16 protein-coding genes are annotated in these 19,584 nt (G+C 60.7%); 10 read left to right on the top strand and 6 right to left on the bottom strand.

What is annotated here, in order from left to right; genetic code table 11:
- The first annotated feature begins 16 nt into the window (after positions 1-16).
- From pyc to ispG, 5 genes are all read left to right on the top strand, one after another.
- A complete protein-coding gene (gene pyc / locus HCK86_RS16725; RefSeq protein WP_176085624.1) occupies positions 17-3,481 on the top strand; it encodes a pyruvate carboxylase in 3,465 nt (1,154 codons plus the stop codon).
- Positions 3,482-3,603: 122 nt separating this feature from the next.
- Positions 3,604-4,383 carry a DeoR/GlpR family DNA-binding transcription regulator gene (locus tag HCK86_RS16720; RefSeq protein WP_176085623.1) on the top strand — a complete coding sequence of 260 codons (780 nt, stop codon included), beginning with the start codon at positions 3,604-3,606 and terminating at the stop codon, positions 4,381-4,383.
- A complete protein-coding gene (locus HCK86_RS16715; protein ID WP_176085622.1) occupies positions 4,380-4,766 on the top strand; it encodes a VOC family protein in 387 nt (128 codons plus the stop codon). The genes HCK86_RS16720 and HCK86_RS16715 overlap by 4 nt, the downstream gene beginning before the upstream one ends.
- Positions 4,767-4,776: 10 nt before the next feature.
- The gene (locus HCK86_RS16710; RefSeq protein WP_176085621.1) at positions 4,777-5,949 is read left to right on the top strand and encodes an MFS transporter; all 1,173 of its coding nucleotides are present in this window, start codon (positions 4,777-4,779) and stop codon (positions 5,947-5,949) included.
- 81 nt (positions 5,950-6,030) lie between these two features.
- A complete protein-coding gene (ispG, locus tag HCK86_RS16705) occupies positions 6,031-7,284 on the top strand; it encodes a flavodoxin-dependent (E)-4-hydroxy-3-methylbut-2-enyl-diphosphate synthase (RefSeq protein WP_176085620.1) in 1,254 nt (417 codons plus the stop codon).
- A 6-nt stretch (positions 7,285-7,290) separates the two neighbouring features.
- Here the strand turns inward: ispG and HCK86_RS16700 are convergent, their stop codons facing one another.
- The 3 genes from HCK86_RS16700 to acs all read right to left on the bottom strand — a co-directional run bounded on the left by HCK86_RS16700 (position 7,291) and on the right by acs (position 10,406).
- Positions 7,291-7,521, bottom strand: coding sequence for a DUF1413 domain-containing protein (locus HCK86_RS16700; protein ID WP_210259943.1), 231 nt, complete (start codon positions 7,519-7,521; stop codon positions 7,291-7,293).
- Positions 7,518-8,294: a pyrroline-5-carboxylate reductase gene (locus HCK86_RS16695; protein WP_176085619.1), complete on the bottom strand. Its 777-nt coding sequence runs from the start codon at positions 8,292-8,294 to the stop codon at positions 7,518-7,520. The genes HCK86_RS16700 and HCK86_RS16695 overlap by 4 nt, the downstream gene beginning before the upstream one ends.
- Positions 8,295-8,438: 144 nt before the next feature.
- Entirely contained in the window at positions 8,439-10,406 is a 1,968-nt protein-coding gene (gene acs / locus HCK86_RS16690) for an acetate--CoA ligase (protein WP_176085618.1), read from the bottom strand.
- 234 nt (positions 10,407-10,640) lie between these two features.
- Between acs and HCK86_RS16685 the strand changes: the two genes are divergently transcribed.
- Positions 10,641-11,342 (top strand): DUF1013 domain-containing protein, encoded by a 702-nt coding sequence (locus HCK86_RS16685; protein ID WP_141150186.1) that lies wholly within the window; start codon positions 10,641-10,643, stop codon positions 11,340-11,342.
- A 277-nt stretch (positions 11,343-11,619) separates the two neighbouring features.
- Here HCK86_RS16685 and HCK86_RS16680 read toward each other — a convergent pair whose 3' ends face one another.
- On the bottom strand, positions 11,620-12,000 hold the full coding sequence (locus HCK86_RS16680; protein WP_176085617.1) for a helix-turn-helix domain-containing protein: 381 nt from the start codon (positions 11,998-12,000) through the stop codon (positions 11,620-11,622).
- 102 nt (positions 12,001-12,102) lie between these two features.
- On the opposite strand from HCK86_RS16680, the gene HCK86_RS16675 reads away from it, so the two are divergent.
- Positions 12,103-13,230 carry an NADH:flavin oxidoreductase gene (locus tag HCK86_RS16675; RefSeq protein WP_176085616.1) on the top strand — a complete coding sequence of 376 codons (1,128 nt, stop codon included), beginning with the start codon at positions 12,103-12,105 and terminating at the stop codon, positions 13,228-13,230.
- A gap of 43 nt (positions 13,231-13,273) precedes the next feature.
- Here the strand turns inward: HCK86_RS16675 and HCK86_RS16670 are convergent, their stop codons facing one another.
- Positions 13,274-14,182, bottom strand: a complete 909-nt coding sequence (locus HCK86_RS16670) for an AraC family transcriptional regulator (RefSeq protein WP_176085615.1) — start codon at positions 14,180-14,182, stop codon at positions 13,274-13,276.
- A 127-nt stretch (positions 14,183-14,309) separates the two neighbouring features.
- Here HCK86_RS16670 and HCK86_RS16665 point away from each other — a divergent pair, with 127 nt between their 5' ends.
- The gene (locus tag HCK86_RS16665; protein ID WP_176085614.1) at positions 14,310-15,200 is read left to right on the top strand and encodes an SDR family oxidoreductase; all 891 of its coding nucleotides are present in this window, start codon (positions 14,310-14,312) and stop codon (positions 15,198-15,200) included.
- A gap of 46 nt (positions 15,201-15,246) precedes the next feature.
- On the opposite strand, the gene HCK86_RS16660 is transcribed toward HCK86_RS16665, so the two are convergent.
- Complete coding sequence (locus HCK86_RS16660) at positions 15,247-15,918, bottom strand: YggS family pyridoxal phosphate-dependent enzyme (protein ID WP_176085613.1); 672 nt, start codon at positions 15,916-15,918, stop codon at positions 15,247-15,249.
- A 222-nt stretch (positions 15,919-16,140) separates the two neighbouring features.
- On the opposite strand from HCK86_RS16660, the gene leuS reads away from it, so the two are divergent.
- Together leuS and HCK86_RS16650 are read left to right on the top strand one after the other, a co-directional pair.
- A complete protein-coding gene (leuS, locus tag HCK86_RS16655; protein ID WP_176085612.1) occupies positions 16,141-18,777 on the top strand; it encodes a leucine--tRNA ligase in 2,637 nt (878 codons plus the stop codon).
- The gene (locus HCK86_RS16650) at positions 18,770-19,363 is read left to right on the top strand and encodes a hypothetical protein (RefSeq protein WP_176085611.1); all 594 of its coding nucleotides are present in this window, start codon (positions 18,770-18,772) and stop codon (positions 19,361-19,363) included. The genes leuS and HCK86_RS16650 overlap by 8 nt, the downstream gene beginning before the upstream one ends.
- Positions 19,364-19,584 lie beyond the last annotated feature (221 nt).

Genomic DNA, 19,584 nt, shown 5'->3' with positions numbered 1-19,584 from the left:
GTTGAGGAGGCCGTCCTTGCCGATTTCCAAAATTCTTGTTGCCAACCGTTCAGAAATTGCCATCCGTGTTTTTCGCGCTGCAAACGAGCTCGATATAAAAACGGTTGCCATCTGGGCGGAGGAAGACAAACTGGCGCTTCACCGTTTCAAGGCCGACGAAAGTTATCAGGTTGGCCGTGGTCCGCATCTTTCCCACGATCTCGGACCGATCGAAAGCTATCTGTCGATTGAAGAAGTCATCCGCGTCGCCAAGCTTTCCGGCGCCGACGCCATTCATCCAGGCTACGGCCTTCTGTCTGAAAGCCCCGAATTCGTCGATGCCTGTGCAGAAGCCGGCATTACCTTCATCGGCCCCAAGGCCGAGACCATGCGCCGGCTCGGCAACAAGGTTGCCGCGCGCAATCTCGCGGTTGAGGTCGGCGTTCCGGTGGTTCCGGCAACCCCGCCCTTGCCCGAAGATATGGATGAAGTGGCGAGGATGGCCGAGAAAATCGGCTATCCGGTAATGCTGAAGGCCTCCTGGGGCGGCGGTGGCCGCGGCATGCGCGTCATCCGTTCGAAAGACGATCTCGCCCGCGAGGTGACCGAGGCCAAGCGTGAAGCCAAGGCCGCGTTCGGCAAGGATGAAGTCTATCTGGAAAAGCTGGTCGAGCGTGCCCGCCACGTCGAAAGCCAAATCCTCGGCGACACCCATGGCAATGTGGTTCACCTGTTCGAACGTGACTGTTCGATCCAGCGCCGCAACCAGAAGGTCGTCGAGCGTGCGCCCGCGCCCTATCTGTCGGAAGAACAGCGCGCCGAACTTGCCGAATATTCGATCCGTATCGGCAAGGCGACCAATTATGTCGGCGCCGGCACCGTCGAATATCTAATGGATGCCGATACCGGCAAATTCTACTTCATCGAGGTCAATCCGCGTATTCAGGTCGAGCACACCGTGACCGAAACCGTGACCGGCATCGATATCGTCAAGGCGCAGATCCACATCCTCGATGGCTTTGCCATTGGGACGGAGGAATCCGGCGTTCCGCCGCAGGAGGAGATCAAGCTGCGCGGTCATGCGCTGCAGTGCCGCATCACCACGGAAGATCCGGAACATAATTTCATCCCGGATTACGGCCGCATCACCGCCTATCGCGGCGCCACCGGCTTCGGCATCCGCCTTGACGGCGGCACGGCCTATTCCGGTGCGGTGATCACCCGCTATTATGATCCGCTTCTGGAAAAGGTGACCTCCTGGGCACCGACGCCGGAAGAGGCCGCCCGCCGGATGAACCGCGCCTTGCGCGAGTTCCGTATCCGTGGCGTGGCGACCAACCTCACCTTCCTTGAGGCGATCATCACCCATCCGAAGTTCATGGAATACAGCTATACGACGCGTTTCATCGATGAAACGCCGGAGCTGTTCTCACAGGTGAGACGTCAGGACCGTGCCACCAAGCTTCTGACCTATCTCGCCGACGTGACCGTCAACGGCCACCCGGAGGTCAAGGGCCGGCCAAGGCCGTCCGATGAGATTGCGCCGCCGGTTGTACCCCATATCGGCGACAGTGAGCCGAAGGCCGGCACCAAGCAGCTTCTCGACGAGATGGGGCCGGAAAAATTCGCCAAGTGGATGCGCAACGAAAAGCGCGTGCTCTTCACCGACACCACCATGCGTGACGGTCACCAGTCGCTGCTTGCCACCCGCATGCGCACCCATGACATTGCCACGATCGCCGGCACCTATGCCCGGGCGCTGCCCGAACTGCTGTCACTCGAATGCTGGGGCGGTGCCACCTTTGACGTTTCCATGCGCTTCCTGACGGAAGATCCGTGGGAGCGGCTGGCGCTGGTGCGCGAAAAGGCGCCGAACCTGCTTCTGCAGATGCTGCTGCGCGGCGCCAATGGCGTCGGCTACAAGAACTATCCCGACAATGTCGTGAAGTTTTTCGTCCGCCAGGCGGCCAAGGGCGGGATCGACCTGTTCCGCGTCTTCGACTGCCTGAACTGGGTCGACAATATGCGCGTGTCCATGGATGCCGTGATCGAGGAGAACAAGCTCTGCGAAGCGGCAATCTGCTACACGGGCGACATTCTCAACGAGAAGCGTCCGCAATATGATCTGAAATATTATGTCGATCTGGCCAGGGAGCTGGAAAGCGCCGGTGCCCATATCATCGCCATCAAGGATATGGCAGGCCTGCTGAAGCCGGCTGCCGCCAAGGTGCTGTTCAAGGCGCTGCGCGAAGAGATCGGCCTGCCGATCCACTTCCACACCCATGATACATCGGGCGTGGCAGCGGCTACGGTTCTGGCTGCCGTCGATGCCGGCGTTGATGCGGTTGACGCCGCCATGGATGCCTTCTCCGGCAACACCTCGCAGCCCTGCCTCGGCTCGATCGTCGAAGCGCTGAAGGGCCATGAGCGTGATCCGGGTCTCGATACCGGCTATATCCGCCGCATCTCCTTCTACTGGGAGGCCGTTCGCCACCAGTATTCGGCCTTCGAGAGCAATCTCAAGGGGCCGGCCTCGGAAGTCTATCTGCATGAAATGCCGGGTGGCCAGTTCACCAATCTGAAGGAACAGGCCCGTTCGCTCGGTCTTGAAAGCCGCTGGCACGAAGTGGCCCAGGCCTATGCCGACGCCAACCAGATGTTCGGCGATATCGTCAAGGTAACGCCGTCCTCCAAGGTTGTCGGCGACATGGCGCTGATGATGGTGAGCCAGGATCTTTCGGTCGCCGATGTCGAAAATCCGGGCAAGGACATGTCCTTCCCCGATTCCGTCATCTCGATGCTGAAGGGCGATCTTGGCCAGCCGCCGGCCGGATGGCCGCAAGCGCTGCAGAAGAAGGCACTGAAGGGCGACAGTCCCTATGTCGTGCGCCCGGGATCGCTGCTGGAAGATGCAGATCTCGAAGCCGAGCGCGCCGAAGGTGCTGAAAAGATCGGCCGCCCGCTCGATGATTTCGAGCTTGCTGCCTATCTCATGTATCCCAAGGTCTTTGTCGATTATGCACTGGCGCTGGAAACCTATGGTCCCGTCGCCGTCCTGCCAACGCCATCCTATTTCTACGGCATTGGTGAAGGCGACGAATTGCTGGCCGAGATCGAACGCGGCAAGACACTGGTGATCCAGAACCAGGCGATCACCTCGGTGGACGAGAAGGGCATGGTTTCGGTGTTCTTCGAACTGAACGGCGCCCCGCGCACGATCAAGGTTCCCGACCGCGCCCATGGTGCCGCCGGCGCCGGCGCGCGGCCGAAGGCCGAGGTCGGCAACACCGCCCATGTCGGTGCGCCGATGCCGGGCGTGATCTCCACTGTTGCCGTTACGGCAGGTCAGCAGGTCTCCGTCGGCGACGTTCTGGTCTCCATCGAGGCGATGAAAATGGAATCCGCGCTTCATGCCGACCGTGACGGCGTGATCAAGGAAGTCCATGTCAAAGCCGGTGACCAGATCGATGCCAAGGACCTTCTGGTGGTCTACGAGGCTTAAGCCTTACCGACCTTCAGCTTGACGATCGAGAGGGCCGCGAAAGCGGCCCTTTGTTTTTGGGCTTGCATGCCGGTTCATGCACGTTTATGCATGATCAAACGCGATTAATCCGGAAAATCGGCATGAATGATATATTGATGCGCGAGCGGCAGACGGCCATCATGCAACGGCTTTCGCAGGACGGGCGGGTGATTGCCGCCGATCTGGCGGCAGATTTTGCCGTGTCCGAAGACACGATCCGGCGGGACCTGCGGGAGCTTTCCGCACGCGGCCTGTGTGAACGGGTCTATGGCGGTGCGCTGCCGGTTACGCCATCAAGCGGCCGGCTTGGCCGCCGCGATCATGAGAACAGCGACGTCAAGGCGCTGCTTGGCCGCGCCATCGCCGCCGAAATCATGCCGGGCATGAGCGTGTTCCTCGATGCTTCCAGCACCAACATCGCCGCCGCCCGCGCCATGGCCGATGCAGATGTAACGCTGGTCACCAATGCACCGGCCATCGCTGCGGCGCTCGATGCCCATGCCGCCGTGACCGTCATCATGATCGGCGGCGTCATCCACCGATCCGTCGGCGGTGCGGTGGACGCCAAAGCGGTGTCGGAGCTTTCGCAATTTCATTTTGATCTCTGCGTGCTGGGCGCCTGCGGCGTCGATATCGAGGCCGGAGTGACCTGTTTTCACTATGACGATGCACTGTTCAAGCGCGCCGCCGCCGCCCGTGCCGACCGGATGATCGCAGCGGTCACCGCGGACAAGATCGCAACCCGTGCCCCGCATGCGGTGACCGCGCTCACCGCCCTGGACGGGCTGATCGTCGATCCCGCCCTTGATGGCGAAGCATGGGCGGCGCTGCGATCTGCCGGTGCCAGGCTGATCTCCGCCGGAAAGGAGACAGCGCCATGACGATGATTGCCCATGTGGCGGTGTGGACCGGTGATCTGGAACGGATGGCGGCATTTTACCGAGATCACTTCGGCGCTGTGATCGGTCCGCGCTATGAAAGCCGGCGCAGACCCGGATTCGTGTCCCGCTTCATCACCCTGTCTCAGGGTCCTGCCATAGAAATCATGCAGCTGCCGCAACTTAAGCCCGCGATCGCCGGTGCGGAACGGCAAGGTTATGCGCATCTGGCGATCGCACTCGGAAGCAGCGATGCGGTGGACCGGATGGCCCGCAGGGCCGAGACAGAAGGCTTTCTGAAAAGCCCGCCTCGCCGGACGGGCGATGGCTTTTACGAAGCGGTGATTGCCGATCCTGACGGCAATCCGATTGAAATCACGCCCTGATGAGAACGCTATGACCGAATTTGCCTCCATTGCGCGTCCGACGCGCTATATGACGAAGAAACGGAGCGCCGTGTCGCTGCTCTTCCTCATGAACGGTTTCTTCACCGGATCCTGGGCACCGAAGATCCCGGAATTTGCCGAACGGCTTCAGCTTTCAGAAAGCGCACTCGGGCTGATGATCCTGACCTTCGGTGTCGGCTCCATTGCCGCCATGCCCGTGACCGGCATCGCCATTGCCCGGTTTGGCTCGGCCCGGGTGCTGAAAACCGTGGCGCTTTCATTCCTGCCGATGCTGCTGCTGATCACACTCGTCACCAGCGTGCCGCTCGCCGTCATCATCATGATCCTGTTCGGCTCCACCATGGCGATGATGGATGTATCGATGAACGGCAATGCGGTCAGCGTCGAGAAGGTCGAGCATCGCTCGATCATGTCGTCCTGCCACGCCTTCTGGAGCCTTGGCGGGCTGATCGGTGCTGCCCTTGGCGGCATGCTGATCGCCGCCATCGGTGTTTTCGGCCACGCCATCATCGCCACGCTGATCGGCGGCGGCCTGATCGCCCTAGCATGGAAAAATGTCACACCGGATGCGCCGGAAACGGAGGCCAAACGCGAAAAACTGCGCCTGCCGCTGACGCCGCTTCCATGGCTGATCGGCATCATGGCGCTGTTTTCGATGATCCCGGAAGGGGCAATCATGGACTGGAGCGCGCTTTACCTGAAAGATGAGCGGATGGTCGCCATCGCCTGGTCCGGCTTCGGCTTTGCCGCATTCGAGCTGGCCATGACCGCCATGCGCTTTGCCGGCGACAAGGTGCGCGACCGTTTCGGCGCCGTCTCGACCCTGCGCTTCTGCGCCGCCATGTCGGTTATCGGCCTTCTCATGATTGGTCTTGCGCCTTCCGTACCGCTGGTGATTTTGGGCTTTGCCATTGCCGGCATCGGCATTTCCAACATGATCCCGATCGCCTTTTCGGCTGCCGGCAACCTGCCGGGCCTTGCACCCGGCATTGGCCTTTCCGTCACGACAACGCTTGGCTATTCCGGCATATTGGTGGCGCCGTCCGCCATCGGCTTCATCGCCGAACATACCGGCTTTGCTCCGGTCTATGCCGGACTTGCCCTGCTTCACGTGGTGGTTTTCGCACTGGCTCCGCTCGCCCGCCATGCGGATCGGGGCTGATCGCAGGATCTCGACAATGTTGACATGAGCCAAGCTTTGATCCACCTGAAGGACATGAAAATAGCCGAGCCGGAGACTGTCATGACAGCCGAGCACAATTTTGATCCCAAACCCCGCCGTTCCTCCGTTGCCGTCGATGTCGGCGGTGTGATTGTCGGCGGCGGGGCGCCGGTGGTCGTGCAGTCGATGACCAATACCGATACGGCTGATATCGATTCAACCGTTGCCCAGGTCGCAGCCCTTCACCGGGCCGGATCGGAACTGGTGCGCATCACCGTGGACCGCGATGAGGCCGCTGCCGCCGTGCCGAAGATCCGCGAGCGGCTGCTGCGGCTTGGCATGGATGTGCCGCTGATCGGCGATTTCCACTATATCGGCCACAAGCTGCTTGCCGATCACCCGGCCTGCGCCGAGGCGCTGGCCAAATATCGCATCAATCCCGGCAATGTTGGCTTCAAGGACAAGCGTGACAAGCAGTTCGCCCAGATCATCGAAATGGCGATCCGCTACGACAAGCCGGTGCGCATCGGCGTCAACTGGGGTTCGCTTGATCAGGAGCTCCTGACCAGGCTGATGGATGAAAACAGCGAGAACGGTTCGCCGCTTTCCGCCCGTGAGGTCACCCGCGAGGCGATCGTCCAGTCGGCGCTTCTGTCGGCCGAGCTTGCCGAAGAGATCGGCCTGCCGCGCAACCGGATCATCCTGTCGGCCAAGGTCAGCCAGGTTCAGGACCTGATCGCGGTCAATTCCATGCTCGCCACCCGGTCTGACCATGCGCTGCATCTGGGTCTGACCGAGGCCGGCATGGGCACAAAGGGCATTGTCGCCTCCTCGGCCGCCATGGGCTACGTGCTGCAGCATGGCATTGGCGACACGATCCGTGTCTCGCTGACGCCGGAACCCGGCGGCGACCGTACCCGCGAAGTGCAGGTGGCGCAGGAATTGCTGCAGGTGATGGGCTTCCGCCAGTTCGTGCCGGTGGTCGCCGCATGTCCCGGCTGCGGCCGCACCACCTCGACGGTGTTTCAGGAACTGGCATCCAAGATCCAGGCCGATATCCGCAAGAACATGCCGGTCTGGCGTGAGAAATATCCGGGCGTCGAGGCGCTGAATGTCGCGGTGATGGGCTGTATCGTCAACGGACCGGGCGAAAGCAAGCATGCCGATATCGGCATTTCGCTGCCCGGAACCGGCGAGACCCCCGCCGCTCCGGTCTTCATCGACGGCAGGAAGGCCATGACCCTGCGTGGCCCCAATATCGCTGCCGATTTCGAAGGCCTGGTCGCCGATTACATTGAAAAACGCTTCGGTGCGGGAAGCCAGGCGGCGGAGTAAAGCCGCCTAGTCCTTCCGGTAAATCCGTCCGCCGCCCTTCTTTTCCCCGGTATCGCTGACACCGGGGAATGTGCCCTTGCGCACGGCGGCAAGAAATTCGCGGCCGAGGCGGACCTTGTCGCCGATATAGAGATCATCCCAGCCTTCACCGTAAAGCGCGGGAAAATGAAAATCGCCCGGCTCAAGGGCCAGAAGCCGGGTCTTCAATATTTCCGTCAGTTCGGAATCGAGCATCATTTCTTGGCGTTCTCGAAACGCTCCCAGATCGCATCCATGCCGTCATTGAGCGCATTATAGACGCCACGTTCCTTCAGCAGCTTCACCACCTGTTCATTGGTGCCGCCCTTGGTCGCCGATTCCAGTGTCAGCTCGGAAAAATTCAGATGCGGTGCGTTCTTCGCGGTCGCCGCCAGCGCGTAGAAAACCGCACCGGAAAAGGCACGCGCCTTGTCGGCCGGGACATTTTTCGCCTCCAGCCAATCGGCAATCGTCTCGTAATAGGCAAAGGCCCCGGCAAGGGTCGAAGTGGCAACGCAGAGCGCCTGATATTCCTCAGGCGTCTCAACCGCGACTGCCGTGCCGAGCGGAGAAAACATCGCGACGATTTCATCATCGGGCGGATAGATCGGCGTCGGTCCGCCATGGAAGGCAACCGCCGGGAGCGGCGTTACCAGCGTCACCGTGTCAGCCGGTGCGACAAGCGCCCTGATGGCCGCCACATCATAGGTGGCCATGAAGGAGACGACATGCTGGCCAGCGCGGAAGGTCAGCGTCTTCAGGATCTCGCCAGCCCCAAGCGGGCGCAGCGCCAGAAACAGCATGTCTGCAGCATCAATCACCGCCTGATTGCTTGCCGCCACCGTCACATTCGCGAAACGTGCCGCCAGCTCTCCGGCAATCTGCCCATTGCGTGGCGACAGGATGATGTCCGGCTTGTCTCCCGCAACCGTGCTGAGCCCGATCACAACCGCCTTGGTGATTTCGCCGGTACCGATGAAGCCGAGTGCCATGCCGTTTTCCTTCCCGATGTTTCAGAACCATGATTTTGGGCGGAAAGCATAATCCGCGAAACCATGATTGCAATCGATGACGCATAAGAAAAGGCCCGCAGCCTGTCTCAGCTGCGGACCTTCAACCTGAATGCCGGGTCAGTCTTATGCCGCCGCGGCGGAACGGTTCTGGCGATTTTCGATCAGATCATCAACCACGCCGGGATCGGCCAGCGTTGATGTATCGCCGAGCGCACCAAAATCATCCTCGGCGATCTTGCGCAGAATGCGGCGCATGATCTTGCCGGAACGGGTTTTCGGCAGGCCGGGAGCGAACTGAATCTTGTCCGGCGTTGCAATGGGGCCGATTTCGGCGCGCACCCATTTCACCAGTTCCTGACGCAGTGCCTCATTCGGCTCATGCTCGCTCATCAGTGTCACATAGCAGTAGATCCCCTGCCCCTTGACCGGATGCGGATAGCCAACCACGGCAGCCTCGGAGACGAAATGATGCGAAACCAGCGCGCTCTCGATTTCCGCCGTGCCAAGCCGGTGGCCGGAAACGTTGAGCACATCGTCGACACGGCCGGTGATCCAGTAATAGCCGTCCTCGTCGCGCTTGCAGCCGTCGCCGGTGAAATATTTCCCCTTATAGGTGGAGAAATAGGTCTGGATGAAGCGGTTGTGATCACCATAGACGGACCGGGCCTGGCCGGGCCAGCTGTCGGTGATGCAGAGATTGCCGTCAACGATGCCCTCGCCCTCCAGCACCTGGCCCTCATTGTCGACCAGCTGCGGCTTGATGCCGAAGAAGGGTTTTGTGGCAGACCCCGGCTTCAGATCGGTGGCGCCCGGGAACGGCGAAATCATGATGCCGCCGGTTTCCGTCTGCCACCAGGTATCAACAATCGGCAGGCGCTCTTCGCCGACCACGCGGTGATACCATTCCCAGGCTTCCGGGTTGATCGGTTCGCCGACCGAGCCGAGCAGCCGCAGGCTTTCGCGCGAGGATTTTTTGACCAGGTCATCGCCAGCGCCCATCAGGGCGCGGATCGCCGTCGGCGCGGTATAGAGGATATTGACCTTGTGCTTGTCGATCACCTCCCAGAACCGGCCGTAATCCGGGAAATTCGGCGTGCCTTCGAACATCACCGTGGTGGCGCAATTGGCGAGCGGCCCATAGACGATATAGGAATGCCCGGTGACCCAGCCGACATCGGCCGCGCACCAGAACACCTCGCCCTCGCGATAATCGAACACATATTCATGGGTCATGGAGGCCCAGACGAGATAACCGCCTGTGGTGTGCAGAACGCCCTTCGGCTTGCCGGTGGAACCGGACGTGTAGAGAATGAACAGCGGGTCCTCCGCCTTCATCTTCACCGGCGGGCATTCCGGTTTCACCGTCTTGATTTCCTCGTGATACCAGACATCGCGGCCCGGCGCCCAGCCGATATGACCGCCGGTGCGGCGCACCACCAGAACGTGATTGACCAAGACATATTGCTTGGCGGCGATATCGATGGCGAGGTCGACATTTTCCTTCAGCTGGATCGGCTTGCCACCACGCACGCCCTGATCACAGGTGATGACGAAGGTCGATTCACAGTCAACGATACGCCCCGCCAGCGCTTCCGGCGAAAAGCCTGCAAAGACCACGGAGTGAATGGCACCGATACGGGCGCAGGCGAGCATCGCATAAGCCGCTTCCGGGATCATCGGCATGTAGATCGTGACGCGATCACCCTTTTTCACGCCATATTTCTTCAGCACGTTCGCCATGCGGCAAACCTGATCATAAAGCTGGTTATAGGTGATCTTCTTGTCGATATAGGGGTTGTCACCCTCCCAGATGATGGCGGTGCTCTCGCCATGGGTCTTCAGGTGACGGTCAATGCAGTTATAGGACACATTGGTCTGGCCGTCCTCGAACCACTTGATCGAGACGCGGCCGTTGAAGGACGTGTTCTTCACCTTGGTGTAAGGCTTGAACCAGTCGATCCGGCGACCATGCTTGTCCCAGAACTTGACCGGATCCTCGACGCTTTCCTCATACCACTTGTCGTATTTCGCCTTGTCGATCAGGGCGCGCGCTTTTTCCGATTTCGAAACCGGGTAGACCTTGGCTGACATGGCTTCCTCCTCCGAAGTTGTTCAGCATTTCTCCGACCGGCGCCTGCAAGCGCACGGGTTAATCCTGATTCATAACAACATCGGATGTGGCATCAATAAGACATTCGTCAATTCTGGCTTCTGATTTGCAATTGGCGAACTTTCACACTATAGAGATGCCATGATTTCCCGGAAAATGTGGTAACGACCCACGGCCCGCGACACCGGCGCGGACGACAGAAGGACTTTATCCAAATGGCACAGAAGCTGCTCATGCCCAAGGCAACCGCCGTCTGGCTCGTAGACAACACAGCCTTGTCGTTCGATCAGATTGCCGAACTCTGCAAATTGCACCCGCTCGAGGTGAAGGCCATTGCCGATGGTGAATCCGCACAGGGCATTAAGGGCCTCGACCCGATCTCGACCGGCCAGCTTTCGCGTGACGAGATCGCCCGCGGCGAAGGCAACCCGAACTACAAGCTCAAGGTCTCGGAGCCGCGCGTGCGCGTGCCGGAATCCAAGCGCAAGGGCCCGCGCTACACGCCGGTTTCCAAGCGCCAGGACCGCCCGAACGCCATTCTCTGGCTGGTGCGAAACCATCCGGAACTGAAGGATGCGCAGATTTCGCGTCTCGTCGGCACCACCAAATCGACCATCGAGCAGATCCGCGAGCGCACCCACTGGAACGCCGCCAATCTGACGCCGATGGATCCGGTGACGCTCGGCCTTTGCAGCCAGATCGACCTTGACCTCGAAGTTGAGCGCTCCGCCAAGGACCGGCCGCTGCCCTCGCCCGAGGAAATGGAAGCCACGCTGGTCTCGGCCCGTGATACCGAAGGCCTCGGCAATGATTACGACGATCGTCGCGAAGAGCGCGAAATGTCGGCTGATGAGGTTTTCTCGCGCTTTTCGTCACTGAAGAAGGACGACGAGGAAGAGGAAGACGACAAGTTCTGATCGCTTTCGATCCCGGATAACAAAAGGGCCCGTTCGGGCCCTTAGTCTGCTGACAAATTCGTTCACATTGCCTGTTTGGGGTGAAATAGCCCCTCCCTCCGTCGTCATCCCCGTGCTTGTCACGGGGATCCAGATTCATAACATATTGAATAGACGGATTCTTTCGCCGCGCGGACGCGCGTCGGCTGGATGCCTGTGACAAGCACAGGCATGACGTCGGCAAAAAGGGGCAAGGTTCGTCAGCAACCTGAGGGCCCGTTCGGGCCCTTTTTTCATTTCAGGCGGCATTTTTCTCATCGAAACGCCGCCGCGCTTCATCGATCTCGATGCGGTTGTCGATGGTCCAGCCGTAAAGGGCGCAATAGAGCGATTTCAGCGATGCGCCGAGCGGTGTCAGCGCATATTCGACCGCCACCGGCGATGTATCGATCACGCTGCGCGAGACAAGGCCATTGCGCTCCAGGCGCCTCAGCGTCTGGGTCAGCGCCTTCTGGGTAATGCCGTCCAGCCGCCGCTTCAGCCCGTTGAAACGCTGCGGCCCATAGGCCAGCACCGCCAGAACCATGATCGACCATTTGCCCGAAATCTCGTCAAGGATCGCACGCGACTGGCAGGACACATCAAATTGCGGGCAGCTGTCCGGCTGATATCGATCCATGGTGGTTTCCTCGCCTATACCTGGGTGCGTAAAAGTGCCTTATTGACACTAGGTTTATAATTTATACCTAAGGCCTGTTCAAACCAATTTCGAGGTTCTCCCATGCCGACCAGCTCCGTTGACACGCTTTTCAGACCCTTCAGCTTCAAAAAACTGAACCTGAAGAACCGTTTTGTGATGGCGCCGATGACGCGCCAGTTCTCGCCGGAAGGCGTGCCCGGCAGCAATGTCGCCGATTATTACCGCCGCCGCGCTGAAAACGACGTGGGGCTGATCCTGTCTGAAGGCACGGTGATTGACCGCCCGACCTCGAAGAACCATCCGAACATCCCGGATTTTTACGGCGAAAAGGCACTGGCCGGCTGGAAAAATGTCATCGACACGGTCCACGCCGCCGGTGGCCGGATGGGCCCGCAGATCTGGCATGTCGGCCCGACCATCAACAGCCCGGACTTTCCCGATCCCGACCAGACGGAAAGCCCCTCCGGCCTTGTTGCGCCCGGCAAGCCGCGCGGCCGCGCCATGAGTGACGCCGATATCGCCGATACGATCGCAGCCTTTGCCAAAGCCGCCGCCGATGCCGAGCGGCTGGGCTTCGACGTTGTCGAAATCCACGGAGCCCATGGCTATCTGATCGACGAGTTCTTCTGGGCACCGCTGAACCTGCGTGAAGACAAATGGGGCGGCGCATCGATTTCCGAACGCGTCCGCTTCGCCGTTGAGGTCGCAAAGGCGGTTCGCGCTGCCGTATCGGACGACATGCCGGTGATCATGCGGCTCAGCCAGTGGAAGCAGCAGGATTACAAGGCCCGTATCGCCAGCAATCCGGATGAGATGGCCGAATGGCTGGAGCCGCTGGTCGATGCAGGCGTTGATATTCTCCATTGCTCGCAGCGTCGCTTCTGGGAACCGGAATTTGCCGAAATCGACGGCGAAAAGGGTCTGAACTTTGCCGGCTGGGCCAAGAAGATCACCGGCGTCCCGACGATTTCGGTCGGCTCGCTCGGCCTTTCCGGCGCCGACTTCCTCGGCTCGTTCGGCGGCCAGCAGACGGCGGCCTCAGCCGAAGAGATCACCAATCTGGTGGAACGGATGGAAAAGGACGAATTCGACCTGATCGCCGTCGGCCGGGCGCTGATCAAGGACCCGGAATGGGTGAAAAAGGTGAAGAACGGCGAGACCGACAAGCTCGAAGCCTTTTCACGTGAAACACTGGCCGAGCTTTACTGACGGACATGATCGGGGCGGCGTCAGCCGCCCTTTCTGCGTCGCATCAGGCGGCTGTGTGCTCATGCTGGCGCGGTGATGTGCCCATGACGCGCTTGAAGGCGGTGGAAAAGGCAGCCTCGGACTCGTAGCCAAGCGACAGCGCGATCTGCCCCACCGGTTCCTTTGCGCTCTTCAGCCGGTCGGCCGCCAGCAGCATGCGCCAGCGCGTCAGATAATCCATCGGCGTTGATCCGACCAGCAGCCGGAAGCGCTCGGCAAAGGAGGAGCGCGACATGCCCGCCTGCTCCGCCAGTCCGGCAAGCCTCCAGCGTCGGGACGGATCAGCATGAATGGCGCCGATCGCCGCGCCGATCTGCGGATCGCTCAAGGCTGAAAGCCAGCCGGCATCACGATGTTGATTGCCCACCAGATAGGCGCGCAAAGCCTGCAGCAGCAGCATATGCGCCATATGTTCGCCCATCAGAAACGAACCCGGGCGCGGTTCCGCAAGCTCCTGGCGCATGCGCGCAATCGACCACAGGAATGCCTCACGATCATCTTGCCGGTTGATGTGAACGACGGGTGGCAGAACATCGATGAGCATGCCGGCACTTCCGCCGGCGATGGCAAAATGTCCGCCGATCATGCCGAAATCACCACCGCCATTGATCATCAATACGCCGCCATCCGCCGGGCGTTTGAGAAATTCGCGGAAATCAACCGGCTCAAGATCAAGATCCGTCGCCAGGCGGAAAGGCAGGCCGCGCGGCAGGATAAAAAGATCGCCTTCAACCAGCCGGACGGGCGCGCCCGCCCCCTCCACAGCCAGAAAGCAGGCGCCGCTGGTAATACCATAGCATTTGATACCCTTATGGCCGCCATAGCTGACAGACCAGGGTCCGCCAACTTCGAAACCACCAAACATATAGCTCTTCACCTGCAACAGCGACAGGACGTCAGACAGGGGATCCATAACCAGTCTCCGGACGATTGCGAAAGAAATACGGACGACAACGCATAGATCGTATCGCCTCCGCCCCCTATCCTGCAAGCATCGGATCCGATGAATTTACCGAAACGACTGACAGGATGATTTCACCATGCGTGTTTTTGTAACCGGAGCCTCTGGCTGGGTCGGAACGCCGACCGTGGCCGCGCTTGTTGCCGCCGGCCATGACGTGACCGGTCTTGCCCGCTCCGATGGCGCCGCCGCAAAGATTGAGGCCGCTGGCGCGAAAGTGCTGCGCGGCACGATCGAGGACTATGATCTTCTGGCCGAGGCGGCCGCTGCCGCCGATGGCGTGATCCACACGGCCTTCATTCATGATTTCGCCCATTTCGCCGAGAACTGCGCCATTGACGGCAAGGCCATTGCCGCCATGGTGGATGCGCTTTCAGGCACTGGCAAGCCCTTCATCGCCACCTCCGGAACCGGGGTGCTGCAGACAAGCGAACTGGCAACGGAAGAGATGATGGCCCCGGAAAACACGGGATTCCCGCGGATTTCGGAAAAGGCCAGCTTTGCCGGGCTGGACAAGAATGTGCGGGCCATGATCGTCCGCCTGCCGCCGACCACCCATGGCAGGGGCGATCATGGTTTCACCCCCTGGCTGATCAATATCGCCCGCGAAAAAGGCCATGCAGCCTATGTCGGCGACGGTGGCAATTGCTGGGCAGCGGGCCATCGGCTCGATGCAGCGAAGGTCTTCACCCTGGCCCTGGAAAAGGGCGAAGCCGGTGACCGTTTCCACGCCGTGGCGGAGACAGGCATTGCCATGCGCGACCTCGCCTCGGCCATCGGCAAGGGCCTTGGCGTTCCGGTGAAGAGCATTTCGGCTGAAGAGGCAGAGGCCTATTATGGCATGTTCACCCATTTCGCGATGATGAACAGCCGCGCCTCAAGCGCCCTCACCCGCGCGAAACTCGGCTGGCAGCCGGTTGAAAAGACCCTGCTCTCAGACCTCGCCGAGGACTATTACTTCACGACGTGAACCCTTTCGGCACGCGGGCCTTCCGCGTGCCGGTCAAAACCTGTCCTCAGGCCGGATAGTCGCGATGGCCGAAAATGGCCGAACCGACACGCACATGGGTGGCGCCGAAGGCAACAGCAATCTGATAATCCGACGACATGCCCATCGAGAGCTTGTGAAGGCCGTTTTCGCGGGCAAGATCAGCAAGCAGGGCGAAATGCGGTCCGGGATTTTCATCAACCGGCGGAATGCACATCAGCCCCTCGATCGCAAGCTTCAGCTCGTCGCGGCACAGCGCCAGAAAATCGGCCGTTTCACGCGGATCAATGCCCGCCTTCTGCGGCTCGTTGCCGGTATTGACCTGAACAAACAGCTTCGGATGCCGGCCCTGCTTCTCGATTTCCTTGGCCAGAGCGCGGGCGATCTTTTCCCGGTCAACGGTTTCGATCACATCAAAAAGCGCCACCGCTTCCGCCGCCTTGTTGGACTGGAGCGGCCCGATCAGATGCAGTTCGATGCCATCGGTTTCCTGGCGCAGGACCGGCCATTTGGCCTCGGCCTCCTGAACCCGGTTTTCACCGAAGACCCGCTGGCCGGCGGCAAGAACGGGGCGGATATCGTCAACGGGGAAGGTCTTGGACACGGCAACAAGGGTCACTGAACCCTCCGGCCGTTCGACCTCATGGGCGGCAGCAGCGATGGTGTCGCGCACAGTCTTGAGGTTTTCCGTCACACCCATCGGTCTTTTCCTTTCCCGTCATCCGCATTATATCTGCCACGCGAAGCGAAGCAGCCGGCTGCAATCAACCACGCCCTGCCTTACCTTTCAACGCCACACTTGGCCACGGCGCCCTGCAAAGCCTGCCGATCCCCTGAAAACGGCCTGATTTGCTTGACGCCTCTCGTCTTTCGTGGTGAAGCTCAGCCCGCAATCGAGCGACAGGAATAAAGTTACACCGATATGGCCAGCGAACGTTACAACCCCCGCAAAGTCGAACCCGAATGGCAGCAGAAATGGGCCGCCGACGAGGTTTTCAAGACCGAGAATGATGAGACGCGGGAAAAGTACTACGTCCTAGAAATGTTCCCCTATCCATCCGGGCGCATTCATATCGGCCATGTGCGCAACTATGCGATGGGCGATGTCGTCGCCCGCTACAAGCGCGCCCGCGGCTTCAACGTGCTGCATCCGATGGGCTGGGACGCCTTCGGCATGCCGGCCGAAAACGCCGCGATGCAGAACAAGGTCCACCCCAAGGACTGGACCTACCAGAACATCGCCACCATGCGCGGGCAATTGAAATCCATGGGGCTTTCGCTCGACTGGGCGCGTGAATTCGCGACCTGCGATGTCGAATATTACCAGCGCCAGCAGGCACTCTTCCTCGACATGATGGAAAAGGGGCTGGTCTACCGCAAGCAGTCGAAGGTCAACTGGGATCCGGTCGACATGACCGTGCTCGCCAATGAGCAGGTCATCGAGGGCCGCGGCTGGCGCTCCGGCGCGCTCGTGGAACAGCGCGAGCTGACCCAGTGGTTCTTCAAGATCACCGATTTTGCCCAGGATCTGCTCGACGCGCTCGACACGCTCGACCACTGGCCGGAAAAGGTCCGGCTGATGCAGAAAAACTGGATCGGCCGTTCCGAAGGCATGGCCGTGCGCTGGGAAATCGCCGACAAGGCCGGCAAGGCCGGTGATCTCGACGAGGTGACGGTCTATACGACCCGCCCCGACACGCTGTTCGGCGCCTCCTTCCTCGCCATTGCCGCCGACCATCCGCTGGCAAGGGAAGCCGCAAAGCACGACGAGAAGGTCGCCAGCTTCTGTGACGAGACCCGCCGTGCCGGCACCTCGCTCGCAGCGCTTGAAACCGCTGAGAAAAAGGGCATCGACACCGGCATGACCGTGCGGCACCCCTTTGATCCGTCCTGGGAATTGCCGGTCTATGTCGCCAATTTCGTGCTGATGGACTACGGCACGGGCGCGATCTTCGGCTGCCCGGCCGGCGACCAGCGCGACCTCGACTTCGCCCGCAAATACGGCCTGAAGGTCACACCTGTCGTCATGCCGAAGGATGGCGATGCCGCGACATTTGAAATCGGCGACGAAGCCTTCACCGATGATGGCGTGATGATCAATTCCGGCTTCCTCGACGGCATGTCTACGGACGATGCCTTTGAAACGGTGGCAAAAAAGCTGGAAACCGACATGCTTGCCGGTTCCCCGCGCGGTACGCGCAAGGTCAATTTCCGCCTGCGTGACTGGGGCATTTCGCGCCAGCGCTACTGGGGCTGCCCGATCCCGGTCATCCATTGCGATGACTGCGGCGTGGTGCCCGTGCCGAAATCCGATCTGCCGGTGAAGCTGCCCGACGATGTCACCTTCGACAAGCCGGGCAATCCGCTCGACCGCCACGAGAGCTGGCGCCACGTCGCCTGCCCGTGCTGCGGCAAGCCCGCCCGGCGCGAGACCGACACGATGGATACCTTCGTCGATTCGAGCTGGTACTACACCCGCTTCACTGCGCCCTGGGAAGACACGCCGACCGACCCGAAGATCGCCAATCACTGGCTTCCGGTCGACCAGTATATCGGCGGTATCGAACATGCGATCCTGCATCTGCTCTATTCGCGCTTCTTCACCCGGGCGATGAAGGAAACCGGCCATGTCGGCATCGACGAGCCGTTCAAGGGCCTGTTCACCCAAGGCATGGTGGTCCACGAGACCTATCGTCTCGGCGGCTCCGGCACCAATGGCAGCTGGGTGTCGCCGACCGATGTGACGATCACCGAGGATGAGAACGGACGCCGCGCCGTGCTGACCGCGACCGGCGAGGACGTCGCCATCGGCGCGATCGAGAAGATGTCGAAGTCGAAGAAAAACGTCATCGATCCCGACGACATTCTCGCAACCTATGGCGCCGATACCGCTCGCTTCTTCGTTCTCTCGGATTCGCCGCCCGACCGCGACGTGGTCTGGACCGAAGCCGGTGTGCAGGGCACGTTCCGCTTCGTCCAACGCATCTGGCGGCTGATTTCCGAAGCCGCTCCGGCGCTTGAGGGCGTGACACCCGCCGCCGGCACGAACGGAAAGGCGCTGGAAATCTCGCGCGCCGCCCACAAGACCGTCAAGGCCATCAGCGACGATCTCGACAATCTGGCCTTCAACAAGGCGATTGCGCGCATCTATGAGCTCGTCAATGTCCTGGCAGCACCGCTGAGCGAGATTGCCACCGGCAAGGCCAGCCCCGACATGGCGGCAGCGGCAAAGCAGGCGAGCCTGTTCCTGACGCAGTGTTTTGCACCAATGATGCCGCATCTGGCCGAAGAATGCTGGAAGGTGCTCGGCGGAGAGGATATCATCGCCCGGGCATCCTGGCCGGTCTTTGATGCAGCGCTGACAGCGGACAATGATGTGCTGCTGCCGGTACAGATCAATGGCAAGAAACGTGCGGAACTGACCGTATCACGCGACGCCAGCCAGGATGATATCAAGGCCGCGGTTCTGGCCCTTGATGCCGTTATCAAGGCGCTGGATGGCAAGGCGCCGAAGAAGCTGATCGTCGTGCCGCAAAGGATTGTGAACGTTGTTGTCTGACCGCTTTGCCCGAACTGCCCGTACCAGCCTTATCTCCCTGGTTCTTCTTGGTGCCGCTGCCGGCCTTTCGGCCTGCCAGGTGCGCCCGCTTTACGGCGGAAGCCAGGGCAAGGCGCTCAGCGAAAACATGGCTGCAATCGCCTACAACACGCCGACAACACGCGTGGCGCAACAGGTGGAGAACCAGCTGATCTTTCTGAGCGGTCGCGGCAAGGGCGAAAGCGCCAATCCGCTCTACCGTGTCGACGTCAGTGCCTATGCAGCGACGTCGGACGTGCTGGTGGAGGACAATTCCGATACGGCTGATGCCGGCCGAACGATTGTGGTCGCCAATTATGCGATGCGCCGCGTTTCCGACAACAAGCTCTTGACCTCCGGTACGCGCAGATCGATCGCATTGCTCGACTTCCCGTCGCAGGAATATGCCAAGCTGCGCGCAATCCGCGATGCTGAAAATCGTGCGGCAAAGGACGTCGCCGAGCTGATCAATGCTGATCTTGCAATTGCGCTCACCAAGGAAGCCGCGGCACAGCCCGCGGCAGGCGTGCTGCCGCCACCTGCATCTGCGGCAGCCCCGGCCAACTGACGCCCCGCGACAGCCATTCGACCCGGATTTCAGGGGCAGATCTGACGATCTGCCCCTCAGAATGTCCGTTTCGGGTGGTGGCATCTCTCGTCATCCCCGAGCTCGTCACGGGGATCCAGGCTCTTCACGACACCGGACGACTATTGTCTTTCGCCGCGCGGACGCGCGTCGGCTGGATGCCTGTGACAAGCACAGGCATAACGTCAGCGAAAAGCGCAAGC

Source organism: Martelella sp. HB161492, assembly GCF_013184775.1.
GTDB lineage: Bacteria > Pseudomonadota > Alphaproteobacteria > Rhizobiales > Rhizobiaceae > Martelella.
The sequence above is the reverse complement of the archived record's forward strand: the minus strand, read 5'-3'. Positions and strand labels throughout refer to the sequence as shown.

What these genes read in the sequence shown, in the direction of transcription:
- HCK86_RS16665 (WP_176085614.1), top strand. Translation starts at nt 14,310, where the DNA reads ATGCGTGTTTTTGTAACCGGAGCCTCTGGCTGGGTCGGAACGCCGACC.
- HCK86_RS16720 (WP_176085623.1), top strand. Translation starts at nt 3,604, where the DNA reads ATGAATGATATATTGATGCGCGAGCGGCAGACGGCCATCATGCAACGG.
- HCK86_RS16710 (WP_176085621.1), top strand. Translation starts at nt 4,777, where the DNA reads ATGACCGAATTTGCCTCCATTGCGCGTCCGACGCGCTATATGACGAAG.
- HCK86_RS16660 (WP_176085613.1), bottom strand. Translation starts at nt 15,918, where the DNA reads ATGGGTGTGACGGAAAACCTCAAGACTGTGCGCGACACCATCGCTGCT.
- HCK86_RS16715 (WP_176085622.1), top strand. Translation starts at nt 4,380, where the DNA reads ATGACGATGATTGCCCATGTGGCGGTGTGGACCGGTGATCTGGAACGG.
- HCK86_RS16680 (WP_176085617.1), bottom strand. Translation starts at nt 12,000, where the DNA reads ATGGATCGATATCAGCCGGACAGCTGCCCGCAATTTGATGTGTCCTGC.
- HCK86_RS16695 (WP_176085619.1), bottom strand. Translation starts at nt 8,294, where the DNA reads ATGGCACTCGGCTTCATCGGTACCGGCGAAATCACCAAGGCGGTTGTG.
- leuS (WP_176085612.1), top strand. Translation starts at nt 16,141, where the DNA reads ATGGCCAGCGAACGTTACAACCCCCGCAAAGTCGAACCCGAATGGCAG.
- HCK86_RS16670 (WP_176085615.1), bottom strand. Translation starts at nt 14,182, where the DNA reads ATGGATCCCCTGTCTGACGTCCTGTCGCTGTTGCAGGTGAAGAGCTAT.
- acs (WP_176085618.1), bottom strand. Translation starts at nt 10,406, where the DNA reads ATGTCAGCCAAGGTCTACCCGGTTTCGAAATCGGAAAAAGCGCGCGCC.
- HCK86_RS16685 (WP_141150186.1), top strand. Translation starts at nt 10,641, where the DNA reads ATGGCACAGAAGCTGCTCATGCCCAAGGCAACCGCCGTCTGGCTCGTA.
- HCK86_RS16700 (WP_210259943.1), bottom strand. Translation starts at nt 7,521, where the DNA reads ATGATGCTCGATTCCGAACTGACGGAAATATTGAAGACCCGGCTTCTG.
- HCK86_RS16675 (WP_176085616.1), top strand. Translation starts at nt 12,103, where the DNA reads ATGCCGACCAGCTCCGTTGACACGCTTTTCAGACCCTTCAGCTTCAAA.
- ispG (WP_176085620.1), top strand. Translation starts at nt 6,031, where the DNA reads ATGACAGCCGAGCACAATTTTGATCCCAAACCCCGCCGTTCCTCCGTT.